19 protein-coding genes and 2 rRNA genes are annotated in these 23,860 nt (G+C 39.0%); 9 read left to right on the top strand and 12 right to left on the bottom strand.

The genetic code is table 11. The annotated features are described in order from the left end of the window. Nucleotides 1-30: 30 nt before the first annotated feature. The 5 genes from lolA to QP437_RS05540 all read right to left on the bottom strand — a co-directional run bounded on the left by lolA (nt 31) and on the right by QP437_RS05540 (nt 6,476). Nucleotides 31-657, bottom strand: a complete 627-nt coding sequence (gene lolA / locus QP437_RS05560; RefSeq protein WP_111315665.1) for an outer membrane lipoprotein chaperone LolA — start codon at nt 655-657, stop codon at nt 31-33. Nucleotides 658-693: 36 nt separating this feature from the next. Further along, a complete protein-coding gene (locus QP437_RS05555; RefSeq protein ID WP_285267231.1) occupies nt 694-3,483 on the bottom strand; it encodes a DNA translocase FtsK in 2,790 nt (929 codons plus the stop codon). Nucleotides 3,484-3,485: 2 nt separating this feature from the next. After that, the gene (gene lrp, locus QP437_RS05550; RefSeq protein WP_005695827.1) at nt 3,486-3,965 is read right to left on the bottom strand and encodes a leucine-responsive transcriptional regulator Lrp; all 480 of its coding nucleotides are present in this window, start codon (nt 3,963-3,965) and stop codon (nt 3,486-3,488) included. Nucleotides 3,966-4,047: 82 nt separating this feature from the next. Next, on the bottom strand, nt 4,048-5,427 hold the full coding sequence (gene radA / locus QP437_RS05545) for a DNA repair protein RadA (RefSeq protein ID WP_285267230.1): 1,380 nt from the start codon (nt 5,425-5,427) through the stop codon (nt 4,048-4,050). A 26-nt stretch (nt 5,428-5,453) separates the two neighbouring features. Beyond that, nucleotides 5,454-6,476, bottom strand: a complete 1,023-nt coding sequence (locus tag QP437_RS05540) for an inorganic triphosphatase (protein ID WP_285267324.1) — start codon at nt 6,474-6,476, stop codon at nt 5,454-5,456. Nucleotides 6,477-6,614: 138 nt separating this feature from the next. On the opposite strand from QP437_RS05540, the gene QP437_RS05535 reads away from it, so the two are divergent. The 7 genes from QP437_RS05535 to QP437_RS05505 all read left to right on the top strand — a co-directional run bounded on the left by QP437_RS05535 (nt 6,615) and on the right by QP437_RS05505 (nt 13,143). Continuing rightward, entirely contained in the window at nt 6,615-7,295 is a 681-nt protein-coding gene (locus QP437_RS05535) for a TIGR00153 family protein (protein ID WP_285267229.1), read from the top strand. A gap of 36 nt (nt 7,296-7,331) precedes the next feature. After that, nucleotides 7,332-8,594 carry an inorganic phosphate transporter gene (locus tag QP437_RS05530; RefSeq protein ID WP_285267228.1) on the top strand — a complete coding sequence of 421 codons (1,263 nt, stop codon included), beginning with the start codon at nt 7,332-7,334 and terminating at the stop codon, nt 8,592-8,594. A 74-nt stretch (nt 8,595-8,668) separates the two neighbouring features. Continuing rightward, nucleotides 8,669-9,280: a TIGR04211 family SH3 domain-containing protein gene (locus tag QP437_RS05525; protein ID WP_285267227.1), complete on the top strand. Its 612-nt coding sequence runs from the start codon at nt 8,669-8,671 to the stop codon at nt 9,278-9,280. 58 nt (nt 9,281-9,338) lie between these two features. Further along, on the top strand, nt 9,339-10,583 hold the full coding sequence (locus QP437_RS05520) for a multifunctional CCA addition/repair protein (protein WP_285267226.1): 1,245 nt from the start codon (nt 9,339-9,341) through the stop codon (nt 10,581-10,583). Nucleotides 10,584-10,647: 64 nt separating this feature from the next. Then, nucleotides 10,648-11,271 carry a lipoprotein insertase outer membrane protein LolB gene (lolB, locus tag QP437_RS05515; RefSeq protein WP_111315675.1) on the top strand — a complete coding sequence of 208 codons (624 nt, stop codon included), beginning with the start codon at nt 10,648-10,650 and terminating at the stop codon, nt 11,269-11,271. After that, nucleotides 11,271-12,194, top strand: a complete 924-nt coding sequence (gene ispE / locus QP437_RS05510) for a 4-(cytidine 5'-diphospho)-2-C-methyl-D-erythritol kinase (protein WP_285267225.1) — start codon at nt 11,271-11,273, stop codon at nt 12,192-12,194. The genes lolB and ispE overlap by 1 nt, the downstream gene beginning before the upstream one ends. 1 nt (nt 12,195) lies before the next feature. Beyond that, entirely contained in the window at nt 12,196-13,143 is a 948-nt protein-coding gene (locus QP437_RS05505) for a ribose-phosphate pyrophosphokinase (protein ID WP_005698775.1), read from the top strand. A 323-nt stretch (nt 13,144-13,466) separates the two neighbouring features. Here QP437_RS05505 and mdh read toward each other — a convergent pair whose 3' ends face one another. After that, on the bottom strand, nt 13,467-14,402 hold the full coding sequence (gene mdh / locus QP437_RS05500; protein ID WP_285267224.1) for a malate dehydrogenase: 936 nt from the start codon (nt 14,400-14,402) through the stop codon (nt 13,467-13,469). A gap of 186 nt (nt 14,403-14,588) precedes the next feature. Here mdh and argR point away from each other — a divergent pair, with 186 nt between their 5' ends. After that, entirely contained in the window at nt 14,589-15,044 is a 456-nt protein-coding gene (gene argR / locus QP437_RS05495; RefSeq protein ID WP_285267223.1) for a transcriptional regulator ArgR, read from the top strand. After that, nucleotides 15,044-15,928, top strand: a complete 885-nt coding sequence (locus QP437_RS05490; protein ID WP_285267222.1) for a TIGR01777 family oxidoreductase — start codon at nt 15,044-15,046, stop codon at nt 15,926-15,928. The genes argR and QP437_RS05490 overlap by 1 nt, the downstream gene beginning before the upstream one ends. A 79-nt stretch (nt 15,929-16,007) precedes the next feature. Here QP437_RS05490 and mfd read toward each other — a convergent pair whose 3' ends face one another. The 6 genes from mfd to QP437_RS05460 form a co-directional block, all read right to left on the bottom strand. After that, nucleotides 16,008-19,445, bottom strand: a complete 3,438-nt coding sequence (mfd, locus tag QP437_RS05485) for a transcription-repair coupling factor (RefSeq protein WP_285267221.1) — start codon at nt 19,443-19,445, stop codon at nt 16,008-16,010. 118 nt (nt 19,446-19,563) lie between these two features. Beyond that, nucleotides 19,564-19,737, bottom strand: a complete 174-nt coding sequence (locus QP437_RS05480; RefSeq protein ID WP_014065161.1) for a DUF5363 family protein — start codon at nt 19,735-19,737, stop codon at nt 19,564-19,566. Then, a complete protein-coding gene (locus QP437_RS05475) occupies nt 19,734-21,578 on the bottom strand; it encodes a tRNA(Met) cytidine acetyltransferase TmcA (RefSeq protein WP_285267220.1) in 1,845 nt (614 codons plus the stop codon). Before QP437_RS05475 ends, QP437_RS05480 begins: the two co-directional genes overlap by 4 nt. Nucleotides 21,579-21,581: 3 nt before the next feature. Next, nucleotides 21,582-23,348: an ATP-binding protein gene (locus QP437_RS05470; protein WP_285267219.1), complete on the bottom strand. Its 1,767-nt coding sequence runs from the start codon at nt 23,346-23,348 to the stop codon at nt 21,582-21,584. Between the two features lie 103 nt (nt 23,349-23,451). Continuing rightward, nucleotides 23,452-23,567, bottom strand: a 5S ribosomal RNA gene (rrf, locus tag QP437_RS05465). A 151-nt stretch (nt 23,568-23,718) separates the two neighbouring features. Continuing rightward, a 23S ribosomal RNA gene (locus tag QP437_RS05460) occupies nt 23,719-23,860 on the bottom strand; the annotation flags it as partial.

Here is a 23,860-nt window from a genome sequence, read left to right as displayed (position 1 = left end):
GTGTGAAGATTATCATTCACACCTTATGGATTATTTTTTACCTTTACGTTGGTCATCCAATTCCACGCCTTTCGGTACGCTAAATTGGAATAAGCTATCAGCTAAGGTTTGATTTGTAATGTTGCGCAACACATAAAGATTAGTTTGACCATCTTTTTCTGTGGTACTGAAATTTTTTAACACACCATTTGTATCTACGCGAATATCAAATTGTTTAATATTACTATTTTTCGCCTTCGGTTTTAACACAAAGGTATCCGCATTCTGCGTCACTGAATACTGATTCCAGTGGCTTTTATCGTTACTGGTTAAAAGAACAAAAGGTGTATTATTTACCGCGTCCTTCACCCATTGAGCGGTGACTTGTTGTACGAATGGATCGTAATACCAAAGGGTTTTACCATCTGCAATAATTTGTGTTTCTTGCGGTGATTTGGTATCCATACGGAAAAGATTTGGACGTTTAATTTGAAGTTTTCCACTTCCTTGTTGAACGTTTTTACCGCCAGCAGATGTCACAGTTTGTGAGAAATCAGCACTTAATACCGTTACTTGATTTAAGCGATTTTGTAGCTCATCTGCGGCATCAGCAAAGGCAAAGTTACTTGAGCTTAAAAGTGCAGCAAGTGCGGTCATTTTTAATAATGTTTTTTTCATTCTACTTTCCTTTTTGTAAAGTGAAACTTAAGAGAATTAATATTCGGAACGTCGAGCTAAAATTTCTCGTTTTCCATTTTTCATTGGGCCTAAAATACCTTGTTCTTCGAGCTGATCCATAATTCGAGCCGCTCGGTTAAACCCAACACTAAATTTACGTTGAACATAAGAAGTCGATGTATTGCCTGTGCTTAAGACAAACTCAACGACTTCATCAAATAATGCATCAAGATCGCCGCTACTTGCAGTTGATTTTTCACCAGAGTCTTCATCATCCGCGCCGTCTAAAATGCCATCAATATAATTTGGTTTACCACGTGCACGCCAATCATCTGCTACACGCGCTACCTCATCATCACTCATAAAGGCACCGTGTACTCGAACAAGATCCGAAGAGCCTTGTCCTGAATATAACATATCACCACGGCCTAATAAGGCTTCTGCACCACCTTGATCCAGAATCGTTCTAGAGTCAATTTTACTTGCTACAGTAAAGGCGATACGGCTTGGAATATTGGCCTTAATCAAACCAGTAATCACATCTACTGATGGGCGTTGTGTGGCTAAAATCAGGTGAATACCAATCGCACGGGCTTTTTGTGCTAAGCGAGCAATTAACTCTTCAATCTGTTTACCTGCAACCATCATTAAGTCCGCAAACTCATCAACGATCACGACAATATAACTCAATTTTTCTAATGGAGGCGGCATTTTATCCATTGTATCGCCAGGCTTCCAAATTGGGTTTGGAATTGGCATATCGAGTTTTTCATATTCTTCAATTTTTTCGTTATACCCTTCAATGTTACGCACACGTAAGGCTGACAATAATTGATAACGACGTTCCATTTCATCTACGCACCAACGCAATGCATTCGCCGCTTTTTTCATATCCGTCACCACAGGGGTAAGCAAGTGCGGAATATCGTTATAAATAGAAAGCTCAACCACTTTCGGGTCAATCATAATAAATTTCACTTCATCCGGTGTCACACGGAAAAGCAAACTTAAGATCATGGTATTCACACCAACAGATTTACCCGAACCTGTTGAACCTGCAACAAGCAAGTGAGGCATTTTAGCCAAATCAACCACAACGGGTTTTCCACTAATATCTTTACCCAAAGCCATTGAAAGCAATGATGTTGATGAACGGAATTCATTACTATCGAGCACATCACGCAATGGTACCATTTGACGGTGTGCATTTGGCGTTTCAATACCAATATAAGGTTTGCCTGGAATCACTTCCGCCACACGAATCGCACGGAACATCAATGCACGTGCTAAATCGGTATCTATACTTGTTACTTTGGATGCTTTTACACCCGGTTGTAATTCAAGCTCATAACGAGTCACCACAGGGCCAACTAACACATCTTGTACCGTTGCTTTGACATTAAAATTCTTCAATTGTTGTTCTATGCGTGCGGATGTGTCTAAAATTTCTTCACGCGTAATGTCTTGAGCTTGCGTTGGACGATGCTCAAGTAAATCTAAACTTGGTAATGGTGTCGTTGGTTTTTCACGTTTATTCGTTGGTTGTTGGAATGCAGGATGAATAAGCGTATCAGAATACGGCTTATAGGTTGTTTCAGTTGCATTCTCAATATGAATTTCACGCGCTTTAACTGGTGAAGCTGTCGGCTCATTCAAGATCACTTTTAATGCATCTTCAGCATTTGAGGCTTTTGCTCGCACTTCCATTTCTTGCATACGAGCTTGCTCTTGCGCAGCAAACTGACGCGCTAATTCATCTTCTAAACCATCATTTTCTGATTCTAAAGATTCATCATAAGTTGGATAAAGTGCGGTTGTATTTTCAGGTGTTTTAAGTGACACTTTTGGCATCACATTTTCTTCAAAAATGTCATCTGACTCATCCACACTTTGAGCATTCACTTGCGGATTTTTCCATGTTGCTGAAAAATCTTCTTTTGTTGGCAATTCAACGGAAGAAGTAGCCGAAATTGACACATTCGGTAAATTGTCAGATTCAACCGTGAAGCCTTTAAACTTATCTTCTAATTTTTCAACATCTGCAGGCTCTGAAGTACTCAGTGAGGATAGCCCACTGATATTAATTAGTTGTTCAGGCTTAACAAAGGCATTTCCAGGCTCGTCCTCTTTCTCATTTTCTGTAGATTCAGTTTCCAATTGAGAATCTGAGAAAGCAAGTTGTTGAGGTGCCTCAATCACAATTTGTTCAAGATCATCTACAGAAGTATGTTCTGCATGCTCCTCTTCTGCCGGTTGATTTTTCATGGTTAGCCAATGATAAAATTTCACAATTAAACGAATTAATGATGCACCGGAACAGAAAATAAAGCCTACAACTGCACAGATAAAGCCTACTAAAATACAGCCAAACTTACCGAGTGTAGGATATAAATTCACCACGAGACTACCACCAAACACGCCTCCAGCTAGATAGTAGTTCGTATTTGAAAGCAGCAATGTTGCCATCATAGTTAAGCCAACGATGAGAGCAATAAAGCCAAAGGAACGTAATGCAATACGGGTTACAGAGAGAGAATGCACCGCTTTGGTTTTCAGTAAATAAATCGGTACGATAAAAATGACAAACGGAATGAGATGACCTACATAGCCGAGAAAAACAAAAAACGCATCAATTAACCAAGCACCAAAAGCACCGGCTTTATTGATAGTTTCAGTTTGAAAACTTGCTGTAGACCAAGAGTTATCTAATGGCGTATAGCTTGACCATGCCACGATTAAATATAAACCTAAAAGTGCGGTCAATCCGAGTAATAATTCTGCTAAATATTGTTTCGGTGTAAATCGTTTTGTAATTCGTTTAATCATTTTTATTTTAGTACGAGATAATTAGTTTGTTTCACTTCTTCCATTACAACATAAGTTCGGGTGTCATTCACACCTGGTAAGCGCAATAATGTGGTACCCAATAATTTTCGATATGCGGCCATATCTGCTACACGTGTTTTGAGTAAATAATCGAAATCACCTGATACCAAATGACATTCGAGAATTTCATCAAGTGCTTGAATCGCTGCATTAAACTCTTCGAAAACATCCGGTTTACCACGCACAAGCGTAATTTCAACGATCACCAATAAAGGCGCATCCAGTAATTCAGGATTTAAAAGTGCCCGATAACCCATAATCACACCTTGTTTTTCTAAGCGTTTAACCCTTTCTAAACAAGGCGTTGGCGATAACCCAACTTTCTTTGATAAATCGATATTAGAGATTTTACCGTTGCGTTGTAATTCATTTAAGATTTTGATATCAATGCTATCCAACGCTTTATTTAATTTCTTTTCCATAACCTTTCCTTATGTACGGCGCATATTCTATCTAATTTATCAAAAACTTTCAGTAATCAGACAACAATAGGACAACGTTTTTTTAGAAATTATCCAAAATGGCAAGTGCATCGGCGAGTTTTTTCACCGTAAAAACTTCCATATTTTCGACCGCACTTTTGGGTTTGTTGGCGAAAGGCACGATCGCTCGTTTAAAGCCATGTTTTGCCGCTTCACTAATACGTTCTTGACCACTGGTCACTGGGCGAATTTCACCCGCTAACCCTACTTCACCAAAGACAACTAAATCTTGTGGTAATGGGTGATTACGGAAACTCGAAATTAATGCAAGCAATAACGCAAGATCTGCTCCAGTTTCCCCGACTTTTACACCACCAACGACATTCACAAAAACATCTTGATCCGACATTTGTAATCCACCATGACGATGCAATACCGCAAGCAATAAGGCTAAACGATTTTGTTCTAGTCCTACTGCCACACGACGCGGGTTAGCGAGCATGGAATGATCCACTAATGCTTGAATTTCCACCAAAAGCGGACGAGTGCCTTCCCAAAGTACCATGACTGAGCTACCTGGTGTTTGTTCATCTCCTCGACTTAAGAAAATCGCCGATGGATTTTTCACCTCCCGCAGCCCTTGCTCTGTCATACCAAATACACCCAACTCATTCACTGCGCCAAAACGGTTTTTATGGCTACGCAACGTACGGAAACGGGAATCCGCTTCGCCCTCTAGTAATAACGAACAGTCAATGGCATGTTCCAATACTTTCGGACCAGCAAGGGTGCCGTCTTTGGTGACATGTCCAACCATAATGATAGCGACCTGTCGGGTTTTCGCATAACGAGTCAGGAAAGAGGCACATTCACGCACTTGTGCCACGCTTCCTGGAGAAGATTGAATATCTGAAAGGTGCATAACCTGGATCGAATCCACCACAATAATTTGCGGTTTTAGCTGATCTGCTAAATTACAAATTTGCTCAACTGAGGTTTCAGATAACATATTTAATTTATCTGTCGGCAGATTCAAGCGATTAGCTCGCATGGCCACTTGTTGAAGCGACTCTTCCCCTGTTACATAAAGTGCGGTCATATTTTTTGCTAATCCACACATCACTTGAAGTAACAAGGTACTTTTCCCCGCACCAGGATGCCCACCAATTAAAATCGCACTCCCTGGCACGATCCCGCCACCTAACACGCGATCTAATTCTTTAAATCCACTGGTGAAACGCGGTGTTTCTTGTAAGCTAATTTCAGAAAGTGTTTGGATTTTTGCACGGGTTTCTCCTGCATAACCACTAAAACGATCATTTTTTGTGGGATTTGAGGCTGAAATTAACCGCACTTCACTAATGGTATTCCAGGCTTTACAGGCAGAACACTGCCCTTGCCATCGCGAAAATTCGGCGCCACAATCATTACATACATAAGCGGTTTTAGGAGCTTTTGCCATTTTTATTATCCTTTCGAGAAACTGTTTTACGCCATCAACATCATTAAACCAAGCATTCTTTCAAAATACGCACGGCTCTTTAATAACGCTTTTAACTTCTCAATAGTTTTAAAATTATCTTTTGTTTCGCTATGAAAGGTAATCAAGCCTTTTATTTCATTAAGGAAAAATTGATTACTAGCTAATAACTCAGCTGATCGATTTTCTTCCAGTTTTTCAAACAAGGCTTTGTTGTCATCATAATAATGATAAAGATTGAAAAATGCGCCGACACGTTCAACGGTTTTCATAAAATCGAAAGCAAACACATCCGTTGGGAATGAAAGCGTTTCCTCAATCAATTGCTGTTCCATTTTCATAACTGCACTTAATTGTTCGCGAGAATCAACCGTACTTCCCTCACGTTCCTCTTTTAAGAAATCCCGCCATTTATTTAACCAATCAATCAGAAGTTGTTTACTGCCTAGTTGATAGCCTCGTTTCGCTTTACTTGCCGAACTAAAATACACATCCTGTTCAAAAGGTAAAAGTGAGACAAAATAGAAAAGATCTGAAACAAGCCCTTCTTTTAATTCAAATTCAATTTCGCATATAGGCTGTGTTTTCTCCCCTGATAGAATCTTCCCTTGATCAAAAGCCACTTCAATTTTTGATGCACCAAATGCAATCAACCAAAAAGTGCGGTTAAAATCTGTTGAGAAAATCGGCTGTAATGCAGCGGAAGGCAAATGTTCAAATGGATACAATGATGTTAATTGTGTCGATGTAGGTACTGAATCATCAGGTATAGATAAATTATATTCTGGACGACTATGCAATCCGCCAACCACTTTTCCGTCAGTTTTTAAGGTAAGTGTGAAATCATTATTTTCCCGACGGACACGCAATCCCATTTTTTGTTTTGCCAAAAAATGATCGGGATAATCGAAATAAGTATTTCCTAGAAAGATCGTATTTTGCTCTAAGATATTGAATTGATTGAGGTGTGTTTTTAGGATATCGAAGGCGTCAGAGGTGACTGCAAGCTTTAATTCAACTTCATTACTCATTTTATTTTTCCTTATCAATTTTAACTGTTTAAATATACAGATAATTTTGTACAAATCAAGATCTTTTTCGTGTATTTCCTTATAAAATCAGGTAATATGCAACGGAAATTTTAACCCTTGTTATGGAGTAAAACACCTATGGCAATGAATAATATTCTCGGATTATTTGCCCAGTCTCCTCTAAAACCTCTGCAAAAACATTCTAAAAAAGTCACAGAATGTTGCGATTTATTAATTCCATTCTTTAAAAATACCTATTTAAAACAATGGGATGAAGCAGAAAAAGTACGTTTAGACATTTCTCAAGGTGAACGTGAAGCAGACGGTTTAAAACGTGAAATTCGTTTGAAATTGCCTCGTGGTTTATTTTTACCTATCGATCGTACTGATTTATTGGAATTAGTTACCCAATTAGACAAATTAGCTAACTTTGCTAAAGATATTTCAGGTCGTATGATTGGTCGCCAATTCGGCATTCCAGAAGAAATGCAAGAAAGTTTCTTAAAATATGTTGAACGTAGTTTAGACTCTATTCATCAAGCACATCGCGTGATTGAAGAGATGGATCAATTACTTGAAACCGGTTTTAAAGGCCGTGAACTTAAATTAGTGAATACCATGATCCAAGAATTAGATTCTATCGAAGATGATACGGATCAAATGCAAATTCAATTACGTAAAATGTTGTTAGGTATTGAAAGTCGTTATAACCCAATTGATGTAATGTTCTTGTATAAAGTCATCGAGTGGGTGGGCGTATTAGCCGATCAGGCGCAACGTGTTGGCTCTCGTATTGAATTAATGCTAGCTCGCTCTTAATTTTGACGACATTAACTACAACATAGGAAATTCACTATGGAAATTATTAATGCATACGGCTCGTGGTTAGTCTTAATTACCGCGGTATTCGGCTTTTTTATGGCATTTGGTATTGGTGCCAACGACGTATCAAACTCAATGGGGACTTCCGTAGGTTCGGGAACCATTACAGCAAAACAAGCGATTGTTATTGCTTTGATTTTTGAATCCGCAGGAGCTTATTTAGCCGGTGGTGAAGTAACTGAAACCATTAAAAGCGGTGTTATCGATCCAACTCAATTTATCGAATCTCCAGATCTCTTAGCATTAGGGATGCTTTCAGCGCTCTTTGCCTCAGGTGCTTGGTTATTTATTGCCACTAAAATGGGCTGGCCTGTTTCGGGTACCCACACCATCATCGGTGCTTTAATTGGTTTTGCTTGTATTACAATTGGTCCTGGTTCTGTTGACTGGTCTACAATCGGTGGAATTGTTGGTAGCTGGTTTATCACACCAGTGATTGCGGGACTTTTAGCCTATACCATCTTTGCGAGTATCCAAAAACTCATATTTGATACTGAGAACCCACTGAAAAATGCACAAAAATATGGTCCTTACTACATGGCTATTACTGTATTTGTGCTTTGTATCGTCACGATGGCAAAAGGTTTAAAACACGTTGGTTTAAATCTTTCAACAAATGAAACGCTCGGTATTTCATTGCTAATCAGTGTCATTGGTATGATTTTCTGCCACTTCTACTTCCGCAGTAAAAGATTCACTGAAAAAGCAGCAAAAGGCGCATTCGGTTCAGTCGAAAAGATTTTTAGTATCTTAATGCTTTTAACTGCTTGTGCAATGGCATTCGCACATGGTTCTAATGATGTAGCCAATGCAATTGGTCCGCTTTCTTCTGTGGTCTCAATTGTGGAAAATGGTGGACAAATCCTTAGCGGTGGAAAATTAGCTTGGTGGATTTTACCTTTAGGTGCATTAGGTATCGCAGTTGGTCTGATTGCGATGGGGCAAAAAGTGATGGCAACTGTAGGATCAGGTATTACCGATTTAACTCCGAGCCGTGGTTTTGCCGCACAATTTGCAACAGCGATGACCGTTGTAGTGGCATCTGGTACCGGTTTACCTATCTCCACAACACAAACTTTAGTGGGAGCAATCTTAGGTATCGGTTTCGCGCGCGGTATTGCGGCACTTAACTTAACGGTTATCCGTAACATCATTAGTTCATGGGTTGTGACGTTGCCAGCGGGTGCATTCTTCGCGATTATGATTTTCTACGTCCTCCGCGCGATTTTCCATTAGTATAATTATTAAAAGTGCGGTTATTTTTCATTGTATTTTCTAACCGCACTTCCTTCACGAATCTAGGAAGTATTATGTCAAAAGTGAGCAAACTTTTATTTTCTTGTGTTTTATTAGGCTCAACCATTGGAACAGTACAAGCTGAAACGCAATATGTGACAGAAAATCTGAACACATATTTACGCAAAGGTGCAGGCGATCAGTTTAAGATCTCGGGTGCAATCCAATCTGGCGAAGCGGTAACAGTCTTAGGACAAGAAGGAAAATATACCCTAATTCGTGATAATAAAAATCGCGAGGCATGGATTTTAACCTCGGAACTGAGTTCTACGCCAAGTAGCCGTGAAGAAAATCCAAGATTGAAAGCGCAGGTTCAAGAACTGACGTTGAAGCTGAGTCGCGTTGATTCAGATTGGCAGCAACGTACAAACGAAATTCAACGTCGTAGTAAACAAGCGGAACAACAAAGCAGTGAATTGCTTGAGCAAAATTCACAACTTAAACGTGAATTAGAAATGACGAAAAATAAAAATCGTGATTTAGAAGCAATGCTTGATGCGAATAAACGTGAAATTGCGATCCAATGGTTTATTTATGGCGGCTCGGTATTAGGTGTAGGTTTATTAATTGGCTTAGTATTACCTCACATTTTACCTAGACGTAAACGTCGTGATAGCTGGTCATGATTCATCATTGAGGTAGGCATTTGCCTACCTTTTCTTTATATATTGATGGGAGAGTAAAATGGAAATTTATCTTGTCGGTGGTGCTGTACGCGATCAACTTTTAGGTTTACCAATAAAAGATCGTGACTGGGTCGTCGTGGGAGCAACACCAGAAATGTTGCTGGCTCAAGGTTACCAACAAGTTGGCAAAGACTTCCCTGTTTTTCTCAATCCTGAAAGCCATGAAGAATATGCGCTTGCCCGTACAGAACGAAAATCAGGCAAAGGCTACACTGGATTTATTTGTGATTTTTCAGATGATATTACGCTTGAACAGGATTTAATTCGTCGAGATCTCACCATTAATGCCATTGCCCAAGACAACGATGGTAAGCTGCACGATCCTTATCATGGCGTAGAGGATATTCATCAACGTATTTTACGTCATATTTCCCCCGCTTTTGCTGAAGACCCACTTCGTGTATTACGTGTCGCACGCTTCGCTGCTCGTTTCCATCATTTAGGTTTCTCTATTGCCGAAGAAACCCTTAAATTAATGACTGAACTCACTGAACAAGGTGAACTCGCCCACCTAACGGCTGAGCGTGTTTGGATGGAAACAGAAAAAGCATTAAACGAACCGCATCCTGAAATTTATTTTGAAACACTGCATCAAATTGGTGCGCTCAAAGTGCTCTTCCCTGAAATTGCGGCCTTAGATGGCGTACCGAATCCAGCCAAATATCATCCTGAAATTGATAGCTTTGTTCATACCATGCTCGTATTGCAGCAAGCCGTTAAACTTACTGAAAATACTAATTTGAATAAAAGTGCGGTCCGTTTTGCAGCGATTTGTCATGATCTTGGAAAAGCCCTTACCCCAAAAGAAATGTGGCCTAGTCATCATGGACATGAAAAAGCGGGGATTAAACCGACTCGTTCATTATGCAAACGCCTTAGAGTGCCTAATTATCTTCAAGAATTAGGCGAATTAACTTGCGAATATCACACGCATGCACACAAAGCATTAGAACTTCGCCCAGAAACAGTAGTGAAACTCTTTAATACTTTTGATGTTTGGCGCAAGCCTCAGCGATTTGAGGAATTTTTATTGGTATGTTTATCTGATACTCGCGGGCGAACTGGATTTGAAAATAAAGAATACCCGCAAATTGATTATCTCAAAACACTTTATCAAGCCGCTCTAGCTGTTGATGTGCAACAAGTGATTGCCGATGGTTTTGAAAAACAAGGTATTCGAGATGAGTTAACGCATCGAAGAATTGCCGCAGTGAAAGCCGAGAAAACTCGCTTAAATGCTTAATCAAGCTTTACTAAAAGTAAACTAACCCTTACAATATGTGCAATTTTTTAGTAAATATTTTGTTATGAAATTATTAAAATCTCTTCTCGCACCTGTATTTGCAAGTGTGATCTTATCCGCTTGTACCCTTGATGCAGAACGCCCAACAGATGTTCAACATATCGATAAGAACGATATTACGTGGCAACAGCACCTCAAAAAAATCAAACAAATTCAATCTTATAGTACAAAAGGACAAATTGGTTACATCAGTCCACAAGAGCGTTTTTCTAGTCGCTTTGAATGGCAATATCAAAACCCGAAAGCCTATAAGTTAAAACTTTATTCTCTGATCAGCAAAACGACGCTAACTATGGAAATGCATCCAAATGGGATGACAATTTCAGATAATAAAGGCAATCAACAATCTGATAAAAATGCCAAATTATTGTTACGTGAAATCATCGGAATGGATGTGCCATTAGAGCATTTAGCTTATTGGTTAAAAGGTCAGCCAGCAGATAACGCGGATTACCAAGTTGGAACTAATCATCTTTTATCCGAATTTAGCTACCCACTTGATGGTTCGATTTGGACAGCCGATTACCTAAGCTATCATCCGGATAATTCGATGCCTGAAAATATTCTATTAAAGAATAAAAGTACATCACAAACCCTAAAAATTCGTGTGGATGAATGGGCGTTCTAATGAAAACACATCATTTTTCGACCGCACTTTCAACTTCTCTTGGAAAGCCTAATCGCTTTCCAAGCCCCGCAAAACTCAATTTATTTCTCTATATAAACGGTAAACTGCCAAACGGCTACCACGAATTACAAACCCTTTTCCAATTTCTTGATTTCGGCGATTGGCTCACCATTGATATTTGCCAAGCTAAACAAATCCGAATCTCTCCTGAAATTCCTGGCTTACCTCTAGAACAAAACTTAATCTATCGTGCAGCGACAATCCTACAAGAAAAAACAGGCTGTACACTCGGCGCGACAATTCATTTAGATAAAATTCTGCCAATGGGCGGTGGGATTGGCGGCGGCTCATCTAATGCCGCAACGACTCTGCTTGCTTTAAACTATTTATGGCAAACCCATTTATCCATTGATGAACTTGCCGAACTTGGGCTAAAACTCGGGGCTGATGTGCCTATCTTCGTTCATGGCCAAGCCGCTTTTGCAGAAGGTGTGGGTGAAAAAATTCAATACTGCAAACCACAAGAAAAATATTATGTGGTGCTAAAACCTGACACTGCGATTTCTACTGCAGTGGTTTTTAGCGATCCAGATTTGCCACGCAATACAGAAAAAAGATCCCTTGTACAGCTTTTAAACCAACCGTTTGCAAACGATTGCGAAAAAGTTGTGCGAACTCAATATCCGGAAGTTGAAAAAGCCCTACTATGGTTGTTACAATATGGACCAGCCAGATTAACAGGGACAGGGGCTTGTGTTTTTGCTGAATTTGATGATGAAAAATCAGCACAAGCTGTTTTCCAACAAAAACCGAAGGAATTTTTCGGCTTTGTTGCTAAAGGATTAAACGTTTCACCATTACATACCATGCTGAAACAACTCTCGACCAACCAATTTATCTACACTCAACCTGAGGTTATATAAAATGCCAGACATTAAACTCTTTGCTGGAAATGCTACGCCTGAGCTAGCGAAAAAGATTTCTGAACGTCTTTACATTTCATTAGGCGATGCCACCGTTGGACGCTTTAGCGACGGTGAAATCCAAGTGCAAATTAATGAAAATGTGCGTGGTGCAGACGTGTTTATTATCCAATCTACATGTGCACCGACAAATGACAACCTGATGGAATTGATTGTAATGGTTGATGCTTTACGTCGTGCATCAGCTGGTCGTATTACTGCCGTTGTTCCTTATTTCGGTTATGCTCGTCAAGATCGTCGTGTACGTTCTGCTCGTGTTCCAATCACTGCAAAAGTCGTTGCTGATTTACTTTCAACTGTAGGAATTGACCGCGTATTAACTTGTGACTTACACGCAGAGCAAATCCAAGGTTTCTTTGATGTACCCGTTGATAACGTATTCGGTTCACCTGTTTTACTTGATGATATCTTGAAGAAAACCGACCTTGTAAACCCTATCGTTGTATCTCCAGATATCGGCGGTGTGGTTCGTGCTCGTGCAGTCGCGAAATTATTAAACGATACCGAAATGGCGATTATCGACAAACGTCGTCCACGCGCAAACGTATCACAAGTTATGCATATTATCGGGGATGTTGCAGATCGTGATTGTATCCTTGTGGATGATATGATTGATACAGGTGGTACATTATGTAAAGCGGCTGAAGCATTAAAAGAACGCGGTGCAAAACGCGTATTTGCTTACGCAACCCACGCCGTATTCTCTGGCGCAGCAGCGCAACATTTAGCAAGCGATGCGATTGATGAAATCGTGGTAACGGATACTGTTCCACTTTCACCAGAAATGAAAGCGCTTGGTAAAGTACGCGTGCTGACTCTTTCAACTATGCTTGCTGAAGCAATTCGTCGTATCAGCAATGAAGAATCTATTTCAGCAATGTTTGAATAATTCTTTCGCTTAACATTCATTTTAAAAGTGCGGTCAGAAAATCTTGTATTTTTCGACCGCACTTTTTTTATACTTTCGCTAAAAATAGACATAAAAAAAGTGCCCCTATTGGGGCACTACTCGGAAAGCAAAATAGATGTCGGCTATTTAAAAATAGCACTTGTTTTTAGTGGTTTAAGAATACGGCAAAGTACTTTGTATTGCAAATAGCAATTTTAAAATTTGTGAGCTAAATCACGCTTTTTCTTCACTTTTTTATTTTCAATCGTTTGCGTATAAAAAAGGGGAGCATATAGCTCCCCTTCTCCTGAAATAGAATTAAATTAGCCGTTAATAAATTTTTCGCCTAATTCAATATCAGCACGCAATGTTGGTAACATTGCTTCTAAAGCTTCTTGTTCAAATTTGCTTAAGGTACCGATTGGTAAAATTTCTTCTACCCCTTCTTTACCTAAACGCACTGGTTGGGCGAAGAAACGTGCATATTTGCCATCACCTTCCACATAAGTACATTCAACGACAGTTTCGCCACTTAAGCCTTTCACTAATGAACGAGCAAAACGTGCTGCCGCTTGAGCCATAGAAAGTGTCGCTGAACCGCCACCTGCTTTTGCTTCAACCACTTCAGTACCTGCGTTTTGGATACGTTTTGTTAATGGTGCAATTTCCTCTTCTTTCCATTCAGCATATTGAACTTGTGAAAGTAATGGAAGAATGGTTACACCTGAGTGTCCACCAATAGCGGGTACACTTGTACGAGAAACATTTAAACCTTTTAATTCTGATACGAATGTTTCAGAACGTAACACGTCTAAAGTAGTGACACCGAATAATTTACGTTTGTCGTAAACACCCGCTTTTTTCAATACTTCTGCAGCAATCGCAACAGTCGTGTTCACAGGGTTAGTAATAATACCTACACAAGCTTTTGGACAAGTTTTTGCAACATGTTCAATTAAGTTACGCACGATACCCGCATTAATATTGAAAAGATCTGAACGATCCATACCCGGTTTACGTGCTACCCCTGCAGAAATTAAAACGACATCAGCACCTTTAAGTGCAGGTGTTGGATCTTCTCCCGCAAAACCTTCCACTTTAACCGCTGTTGGAATATGACTCACATCTTTAGCCACACCTGGTGTCACTGGTGCAATATCATAAAGTGCTAATTCACTTTCAGCGGGTAATTGTAATTTAAGTAATAAGGCTAATGCTTGACCAATGCCGCCTGCTGCGCCTAATACTGCAACTTTCATAAAATACTCCTCATGTATTAATTAATCCTAACTAGGTAGAATTCTAAAGTCTTAGCCGTTAAATTACAAACAGAGAAGTTCAATTATGCGATCTAGCTCAAACTTTTCAAACAACAAATTCATTTCAATTGCTTAAAATGAATTTTTATGCAATTCTTATGCAAATTCCCTTATATGAGAATAACTATGTCTGATCAATTAACAAAAGCATTTAAAGAACTGCTAAACCAAGAGCGATTTGCTTCTCAAAGTGAAATCGTTGAAGCCTTAAAGAATCAAGGATTCCAAACCATTAACCAATCAAAAGTTTCACGAATGTTAAGCAAATTTGGTGCGGTTCGTGCAAGAAATACCAAAATGGAAATGGTGTATTGCTTGCCTAGCGAATTAAGTGTGCCCGCCACTAGCAGTCCATTAAAAAATTTGGTTTTGGATATTGATCACAATGATTTCGTCATCGTCATCAAAACCTCTCCAGGTGCAGCTCAATTAATCGCTCGTTTACTAGACTCCATTGGTAAACCAGAAGGGATTTTAGGCACGATTGCGGGAGATGACACGATATTTGTCACCCCAACCCAAAATACAACAATTAAAGCGCTTTTAGCACAAATTCAAGCGCTCTTTGAGAGCAGCTTATAATGAATATCTTAGTGACTGGTGGAACAGGATTCGTAGGGAAAGCCTTAGTTACGGCACTACTGTCTCGTGGCGATAGTGTCACCGTATTAACCCGCTCTATTGAAAAAGCCCAATCTGTTTTTCCTGAAAAAACACCTCAATATTTGACCGCACTTTCAACACTCAAAGACTTAAATGCCTTTGATGCGGTTATTAATCTTGCCGGAGAGCCAATCTTCGATAAAAGATGGACACTTCAACAAAAAGAGAAACTACGTCATAGCCGCATTGATTTAACACAGCAGATTGTTCAACTTATTAATCAAAGTGAATATCCCCCAGCTCTGATTTCAGGTTCTGCAACTGGAATTTATGGAAACTGTGGCGAAGATGTGATCACTGAAGACACAAATCCAAGTACTCAATTTACCGCACAGCTTTGTATTGATTGGGAAAATGCAGCAAAACAAGCCAATACAAGAGTCTGTTTAGTGAGAACCGGATTAGTGCTTTCTCCAAAAGGCGGGGCTTTTGCTAAAATTCTACCTCTCTATCGCTTTGGATTAGGCGGCAAATTAGGGAATGGTGAGCAATATTGGAGCTGGATCGTGTTAGAGGATATGGTAAAAGGCCTGCTCTTTTTACTTGATCATAATGCTTGCGAAGGGGCATTTAATTTTACTGCGCCACATCCTGTTAAAAACAAGACCTTTAACCAATTATTAGGTCAAGCATTACATCGTCCTTGTTTTGCTCAAGTGCCTCAATTTTTATTAACTACTATTCTAGGCGAGCGCGCTTGCATTCTTTTAGACAGTCAGAATGCCTATCCTAAACACTTGTTAGATTGCGGATTTACATTCCAATATGAAAGCCTAAAAGATTACTTCAATCACATCCTTTAATTAATGTTTGAAAGAGCGATTGAAAACACTTATAGGTCATCTTCCTGTACTTTGAATTTGACCTATCACGATTTCTCCCCTACTCAGTAAGCGTCTTCACCAAATCCATCACAAATTCTAACCGCGCTTTATTTTCTGGAAGTGCTTTCACAAACTTAAATTTTAATGGACCATCAAAGCGATAAACAATTGGATTTTGTTGAATTAATTTGATGAATTTTTCAGGATCAACTTTTGCTGAAGGTGAAAATTCAATAAAGCCACCTTGAGCCCCTGCATCAATCCTCAGTACTTTTAATGGTTTCACCATTAAACGCATCTCAGCAATTTGTAAAAGATTTTTAGTTGCTTCAGGTAATAAGCCAAAGCGATCGATTAATTCAACTTTTAATTCATCTAACTCTTGTTTACTTTCTGCCGCTGCAATGCGTTTATAGAATGACAAACGCATATTTACATCACCAAGATAGTCATCTGGCAATAAGGTTGGAACACGTAACTCAATTTCAGCTTGCTGATGTGTAATCTCTTCTAATGAAGGTTCTCTTCCCTCTTTTAAGGCTTTAACTGCTGCATCAAGTAATTCCATATAGAGTGAAAAACCGATACTTTCAATTTGCCCACTTTGTTCATTCCCTAATAATTCACCTGCACCGCGAATTTCTAGATCATGCGTTGCAAGAATGAAACCTGCACCTAAGTTATCTAAACTTTCTAATGCCTCTAAACGACGTTTCGCATCTTTCGTCATTAATTTCGGCGGTGGTGTTAGCAAATAGGCATAAGCTTGGTGATGAGAACGTCCCACTCGCCCACGTAGCTGGTGAAGCTGAGCTAAGCCAAAATTATCTGCGCGTTCAATAATGATCGTATTTGCCGTTGGTACGTCAATTCCTGTTTCAATAATGGTAGAACAGACTAATACGTTATAACGTTGATGATAAAAATCACTCATCACGCGTTCAAGTTCACGTTCTCGCATTTGACCATGACCAATCACGACTCGAGCCTCAGGCACAAGTGCGGTCAGTTTTTCGGCCGTATTTTCAATACTCGCCACATCATTATGCAAATAATAAACTTGCCCACCTCGCAAAATCTCACGTAGAATCGCTTCACGAATGATTAAATCATCTTTCTGGCGAACAAACGTTTTGATACTCACTCGACGAGCCGGTGGTGTTGCAATAATAGAAAGATCGCGAATACCATTCATCGCCATATTCAAAGTGCGAGGAATTGGTGTTGCGGTAAGCGTTAAAATATCAATATTTGCTCGAAGTTGTTTAATTTTCTCTTTCTGTCCCACACCAAAGCGATGTTCTTCATCAATGATGAGTAAGCCAAGATCAGAAAACTTCACATCGGATTGAATTAATTTATGGGTTCCAATCAGAATATCGACTTTTCCTTCGGCTAAATTTTCTAAGATTTGTTTTTGCTCTTTGGCTGTTTTAAAGCGAGAAAGTACTTCTACATTAACTGGCAGATTAGCAAAACGATCTTTAAAATTCTCGTAATGCTGTTGAGCTAACAAGGTTGTTGGGACTAATACAGCCACTTGTTTATGGTTCATGACCGCCAAAAATGCGGCGCGCATCGCCACCTCCGTCTTCCCAAAGCCTACATCTCCACAAACTAAACGGTCCATCGCTTTAGGCTGGCACATATCTGAAATGACGGCATTAATCGCCATGGTTTGATCGTGCGTTTCTTCAAAAGGGAAGGTTGCAGCGAATTGCTGGAATTCCTCACGATCATATTTAAATTCAAAGCCTTTTTTCACTTCTCTCTGGGCATACACATCAAGTAATTCAGCGGCCACATCACGAATTTTTTCTGCAGCCTTTTGACGCGTTTTCGCCCATGATTCATTACCTAATTTATGTAATGGTGCGGTTTCATCTGAGCCGCCTACATAGCGACTGATCAAATGTAGGGAACCAACTGGCACATAAAGTTTGGATTCATTCGCATAATTGATCAGCAAATATTCTGCTTTTAAGCCCCCAGTATCGAGTGTCACTAAGCCACCATAACGCCCAACACCATGATCTAAATGCACCACAGGCTGCCCAATTTTTAATTCAGCCAGATTACGCACTAAGGTGTCTGGATTCACCGCTTTACGTTTATCACGCTGACGTTGTTGTACTCGCTCGCCTAAAATTTCATGTTCAGTAATAACGGCGAGTTTAGCCTCATCAAGAATAAAACCTTGCTCAAGACGGCTTACCCACAGATTAAACTTGTCTTGATTGGCTTCAGATAAGGTTTTAATCTGTTTAGGTTTAATTTTTAATGGTGAAAGTAAATCCAGTAAGGTTTCACGTCGTCCTTCGGTTTCAACTGAAAATAAAACATTTCCTTTAAAATGTTCAATAAACTGTCGAAGTTGGAATAACGGTTCTTTTTGCTGTGATTGAATGGTCACGGCTGGTAACGCAGACACCGCTAAGTTTTTCTGACGAACAGATGACCGCACTTTTTCTGCTTTAAAATTAATTTTAGGATAATTTTTTAATGCATGATTTACCGCATCAATACTTAGCCACAAACGTTCTGGCGGCAAAAGAGGGCGCATTGGATCGACTTTTCGATGCTCATAACGCTGTTTGGCATCAAGATAAAAACGTTCACCTTGTGCTTGATTTGTTTCCATATCCACAAACAACGTTTTTTCGGGTAAGTAATCGAACAATGTTGCCATTTCATCAAAGAATAGCGGCTGCCAATATTCAATCCCTGAGATTAGTGTGCCTTTACTGATTTGCTGATAAATATGTTCTGGATCACGACGAATTTCACCAAAGGTTTCTCTAAATTGTGTGCGGAAAAACTCAATACCTTTCTCATCAGTTGGAAATTCGTGTGCAGGTAATAAATTAATAGATTGAATTTCATCTAACGTTCGCTGCGTATCAACATCAAAAGTACGAATCGAATCAATTTCATCATCAAAAAAATCTAAGCGAAATGGAACTGCACTTCCCATTGGGAAAAGATCTAAAAGTGATCCGCGCACAGCATATTCACCATGTTCTAGTACTTGCTCTACGGAACGATATCCTGCTGACTCTAATTGTAATCGCAATTTTTCAATGACAAGACGGTCGCCTTTTTTAATCAAAAGGACATTGTGCTGTAGATATTTCGGCGGGCACACACGTTGCATTAATGTGCTAATCGGTAAAACAAAGATACCTTTTTTAGTATTTTGCAAATGAAATAGCGCACTTAAACGAGAAGAAATAATTTCTTGATGAGGAGAAAAAGAATCATAAGGCAACGTTTCCCAATCAGGAAAAAACTGAACGGGCTGAGAAGTTAAATCCGGTAAAACTTGTGATAAACGAACCGCACTTTTGGTATCCGGTGTCACAACCACAGTCAATCCATCGTATTGCTCTGCAAGTTCACTAACAGCAAGTGCATCTGCACTCGCTAATACATTGCCAAGAATTTTATGGTCATTGGGCTGAGTTGGAATATCAAAATTAAAATAGGTTGTTTTCATAAGTGCGGTCAATTTTTATCTCATTTTTGCGTGAATAGCTGATTAGTTTAGCAAATCCACTCTACTTTTCAATATTTATCTGTATAAAAAAACAGGGTTTGATTAACCCTGTTTTCTTTTATTTTTTGAGTGGTTCTAGTGGTTTCTCTTTTTTTACCTTACCATCATCATCAAATTCAATGCGTGGCATACAACCTCGACAACTACCTTTATCTAAACCAAGCTCACTGCAAAATTTATTGTATTCATCTACCGCTTTACGGAACCAACCTTTTTTTTCTTGTTCGCTCATTTTGCCTCCTTTTTTAATTTTTGTGCAATTTCCGAACGTAATAATTTTAACCCATTTTTCTTATTATAGGGTACCTGTTTTGTGATGAAATAATCTCTCATTAAAGGGCAATCTTTTTCATCTAAATTCATTAAAAATCGACGAATTGCCGGCAAAGCGGAAGCTAAAGTGCGGTGAAAATAAGCAAAATTTTTTAAGCTGAGCCAATCTTCGTCAATCAATTCCCAATCTACTGATATACTATTAAATTCCTGAACGAGCGGATGGAAAGACAAAGGTATATTTCGTTGAAAAGATTTCGTTGCTTCTTTTTCTAATTCAATCCCTTGTGCAGAAAGCCCCTTTAAAGCGATAGCTGAATAACAACCACTACTCGCTTCTAAATGCTCGCCTAAATGAACAAGAGAAAAACCACATTTCTGCCAAAATTGAGCCAGTTCTTTTGTATAACCGAAACTCACTGATAAATAATCTACATCGGCATTTTGTGTGATATATTTAATGAGTTGTATACCTATACCATGCTGCTGCCACATAGGCTGAACCGCAATTCTCGAAATACGTAAAGAATGCAATTCACAAGCCTTTTGTTGTTGAGCATGAAAACAAAGTGCTTGCGGGACAAGATTACCTTTAGGGCGTCTAATGCCCAGATTAATGGCCTCTATAAGCGATGAATCTTCAATCCCGCCTTCTTTTAATGCCCAAACTGCACCTAGTAAATTTCGCTCACTTTCAGCGGTAAAAAAACACTGCGAATTGGCATCAAACAATCGCCGAAGATCTAGCGGTGATGTACGATAATGGGCTAATGTCATCAAGCCATAGAACTGGGACAATGAAGAAAGTATTTCCTCTTGTGATCGTTCAGTAATTTGACATACTTTGCTTTTATTGTATGGCGTTTGTTTAAAGTCATCCTCTACATTTAATAATAAAAGCTCATCAATAAACGCCTCCAAAACATCATCTTTAGACCAACGTAGCGGTTCAATAAGCTCGAAGTCAGAAAAAGTGCGGTTAATTTTTTGCTTAAATTTAAGCTCAAAACCTCGCCCGGTTCCCTCATAACTATGGATGGTAGTCGTAAATAGAATATGCTTAAAATGATGAGAAAAAGCGCTAAGTTGAGCAATCGGCAGCATTGCCGCCTCATCAACAAAAAGCCAAGCATTTTCAGAAAAAGAAGGATCCTTTTGCAAAGCAAGGAAAAGCTCATCTGGTGCAATAAAGATAATCTCTTTTTGTGAAAATTCAGCCAAAATTTTAACCGCACTTTTATTCGGTGCGGTGAGGTAAATTTTAGTATCCAGTTGATTCGCTAATAAGCCAGCTAGAGCTGATTTCCCTCTTCCTCGTTTGGCAGTAAGAAAGTAAAGTTCAGATTCTTTTTGTAAGATTTGCTCAATGATTTTCTGCTGATCTAAGGTCGCATTGTGATTGACAAATGACTGCTGAAAAGTGCGGTCAAATTTTAAATCATTTTGATGATAAAGGACGGGAAAACCATATTTATGAATACAATACTTAAAATATGTCATAAATCTTGGCGTAGCAATTGCCTCAATCGAACCTGACCAACGAAGACTATCTTCATCTATTTGAGAATAAAACTCCCCCCAATTTGATAGCAAGATAATTAAGGCGCCACTCATTTTCAATGTACCGGCCGCAATGGCTAGTGCCTCTAAATAGATACCTTCCCGCGCATCAAACAAGATCGTCTTAAACTCTTGTCCAAGAAGATTTTGAATTTTAGAAAACTCATTAATGATCAAGGTATTTGCCGGCAAATTAGACGGCATATTCTCACTGACTAAAATTTGAAAATGACGTGTCATGAATTACTTTTCTAAATAGGCTTCTAATTCAGCTAAATTTTGAGGCCATTCATTACTGAGTTGCTTTATCCATGAAGCAATATTGGATGTCCAATTTGGTAATGAGGTATCTTGAGCCTGTTTTGCGATATTTTGAACATTAACAAGTCCTACCGACGCGGCTGCACCTTTAATTTTATGTGCGACATCTGACACCGTTTGTTGCATATCTGAGTTTGCAAGATAATCGTCATACGCTGTTTCTAATTCATCTAAATAAATCGGCATCCATTGTTTAAATAAATCAACATTAGCTTTAGCTTGAGATTTTCCGATTAACTCAATAAGTGAAATATTGATGCCTTCTTGAACCTGAGGAAGTTCTTCTTCATCAGAGATACATTCAATATCATCGCCTAAAAAGGTTTTAAAGCACTGACGTAATTCAACCAAAGAAAGTGGCTTGCGTAATACCCCATCCATACCCTGTTCTTGATATTCTTCTTCACTGTGCATCACGTTCGCTGTAAAGGCAATTAAAGGCGGGAGAAAATCGTAAATCCCTTCTTCGTAGTTTTTCCGTAGATAGTGGGCGATATCAAAACCTGACATATCTGGTAATTTAATATCAAGAAAAACAATATCATAGGTATTTTTCTCAAATAATCGGATCGCCTGTTCGCCATTCATGGCAACATCAACATAATGCCCCTGCTTTTCAAGAATACTTTTAGCTACAACCACATTCAATTCAACATCTTCAACTAATAAAATAGAAAGATGCTGCATGGCTGTTTCAGCATTCATCTCATTAGCTTGGGCTTTATCCGCAATAATCGTTAAATAAAAAGTAGAACCTTTATCCAATTCACTTTCAACAGTTAAATCCCCTTGCATTAACTGAGCAAGATTCTTAGAAATCGCAAGACCGATGCCACTTCCTGCGGAACGGTGAATATTATCTTTAACCTGATAATACATGGTAAAAATCTTATCCAATTCGCAAGAAGCAATACCTGCCCCTGTATCTGCAACACTAAATTGATATTGATTATCTTGGATTTGCTGTACTGTTAGGGTAACTTCACCTTTATCAGTAAACTTCACCGCATTACCAATTAGATTCCAAAGAATTTGGCTGATGCGAGCACGATCGAGATAAAGCCAATTAGGTAAATTCTCATCCTGGTTTAAAGAAAACTTTAGCCCCTTTTGTTCTGCCATTAAGGTACCAAAATTATAGAAATCATTAAGTAGTGAATGGAAATCGCAAGGTTGAATATTTAATTCAATCCGTTTAGAGTCGATCTTATCTAAATCAATAATATCACTAAAAATATGACCTAAACTTACCGCACTTAGATTAATCGTATTCAGATAATTCTGTTGTTGTTCCGTTAATTTATCATCTAATAAAATTCGACTTAAGCCAATGATTCCATTTAATGGGGTACGTAACTCATGGCTAATGGTAGCCAGTAAGGTACTTTTATCGCGATTATTTTTTTCTAATCGAGCAAGTGTTTTAGATAGCTCTAAACGGGAACGCTCTAATCGCTCAACAAGTAGCGTAAAGAAATAAATAACAAAAGGAGCAGTAAATAAACCAAAAGTAATCGAGCGAACAATATCACTCCAGTGAATACCATCACTAAAAAGCGTACTTAATAAGATTTGTATACAAAGAGCCAAAATCGCAAGAATAGCGATGCCAAGTAAAGAGAAGCGAACTCGACCTAATCGAATAACCCAGTCAACATAGCGTTGTGCAAAATATCTAAAATTTTTCATTGTTTATATTGAGAAATAAAAATTGAGATCATTCTATAGAGTTTTTAATAAAAATCCATAAACAAAAACCCCAAGCCATTCAGCTCGGGGTTCTACATTCAGTACCTGGCGGTGTCCTACTCTTACATGGGGAAGCCCCACACTACCATCGGCGCATCGGCGTTTCACTTCTGAGTTCGGTATGGGGTCAGGTGGGACCACCGCTCTATCGCCGCCAGGATTATTCCTTTAATAACTTTTCTCTCTTTCTGCTCTCACACTATCTCTAGCGCTCACAACCAAACAAGCTGATAACCTTCAAAACTTTCTTCTTCTCTTTCTTCTCTGAGTTTGTTTCGTCTTCTCAACACCCAAAACCCTTGAGCGTTGTATAGTTAAGCCTCTCGGGCAATTAGTACATGTTAGCTCAACGGCTCGCACCGCTTACACACCATGCCTATCTACGTCTTAGTCTTAAACAACCCTTACAGATTTTAAATCTGGGAGAACTCATCTCTTGGCAAGTTTCGTGC

The sequence above is a fragment of the Haemophilus sp. UMB1048 genome, from assembly GCF_030218125.1.
Classification (GTDB): Bacteria; Pseudomonadota; Gammaproteobacteria; order Enterobacterales; family Pasteurellaceae; genus Haemophilus_D.
The sequence above is the reverse complement of the archived record's forward strand: the minus strand, read 5'-3'. Positions and strand labels throughout refer to the sequence as shown.

Bases quoted from the DNA above. Each gene is read 5' to 3' on its own strand.
- lolA (WP_111315665.1), bottom strand. From the start codon at position 657: ATGAAAAAAACATTATTAAAAATGACCGCACTTGCTGCACTTTTAAGC.
- QP437_RS05555 (WP_285267231.1), bottom strand. From the start codon at position 3,483: ATGATTAAACGAATTACAAAACGATTTACACCGAAACAATATTTAGCA.
- lrp (WP_005695827.1), bottom strand. From the start codon at position 3,965: ATGGAAAAGAAATTAAATAAAGCGTTGGATAGCATTGATATCAAAATC.
- radA (WP_285267230.1), bottom strand. From the start codon at position 5,427: ATGGCAAAAGCTCCTAAAACCGCTTATGTATGTAATGATTGTGGCGCC.
- QP437_RS05540 (WP_285267324.1), bottom strand. From the start codon at position 6,476: ATGAGTAATGAAGTTGAATTAAAGCTTGCAGTCACCTCTGACGCCTTC.
- QP437_RS05535 (WP_285267229.1), top strand. From the start codon at position 6,615: ATGGCAATGAATAATATTCTCGGATTATTTGCCCAGTCTCCTCTAAAA.
- QP437_RS05530 (WP_285267228.1), top strand. From the start codon at position 7,332: ATGGAAATTATTAATGCATACGGCTCGTGGTTAGTCTTAATTACCGCG.
- QP437_RS05525 (WP_285267227.1), top strand. From the start codon at position 8,669: ATGTCAAAAGTGAGCAAACTTTTATTTTCTTGTGTTTTATTAGGCTCA.
- QP437_RS05520 (WP_285267226.1), top strand. From the start codon at position 9,339: ATGGAAATTTATCTTGTCGGTGGTGCTGTACGCGATCAACTTTTAGGT.
- lolB (WP_111315675.1), top strand. From the start codon at position 10,648: ATGAAATTATTAAAATCTCTTCTCGCACCTGTATTTGCAAGTGTGATC.
- ispE (WP_285267225.1), top strand. From the start codon at position 11,271: ATGAAAACACATCATTTTTCGACCGCACTTTCAACTTCTCTTGGAAAG.
- QP437_RS05505 (WP_005698775.1), top strand. From the start codon at position 12,196: ATGCCAGACATTAAACTCTTTGCTGGAAATGCTACGCCTGAGCTAGCG.
- mdh (WP_285267224.1), bottom strand. From the start codon at position 14,402: ATGAAAGTTGCAGTATTAGGCGCAGCAGGCGGCATTGGTCAAGCATTA.
- argR (WP_285267223.1), top strand. From the start codon at position 14,589: ATGTCTGATCAATTAACAAAAGCATTTAAAGAACTGCTAAACCAAGAG.
- QP437_RS05490 (WP_285267222.1), top strand. From the start codon at position 15,044: ATGAATATCTTAGTGACTGGTGGAACAGGATTCGTAGGGAAAGCCTTA.
- mfd (WP_285267221.1), bottom strand. From the start codon at position 19,445: ATGAAAACAACCTATTTTAATTTTGATATTCCAACTCAGCCCAATGAC.
- QP437_RS05480 (WP_014065161.1), bottom strand. From the start codon at position 19,737: ATGAGCGAACAAGAAAAAAAAGGTTGGTTCCGTAAAGCGGTAGATGAA.
- QP437_RS05475 (WP_285267220.1), bottom strand. From the start codon at position 21,578: ATGACACGTCATTTTCAAATTTTAGTCAGTGAGAATATGCCGTCTAAT.
- QP437_RS05470 (WP_285267219.1), bottom strand. From the start codon at position 23,348: ATGAAAAATTTTAGATATTTTGCACAACGCTATGTTGACTGGGTTATT.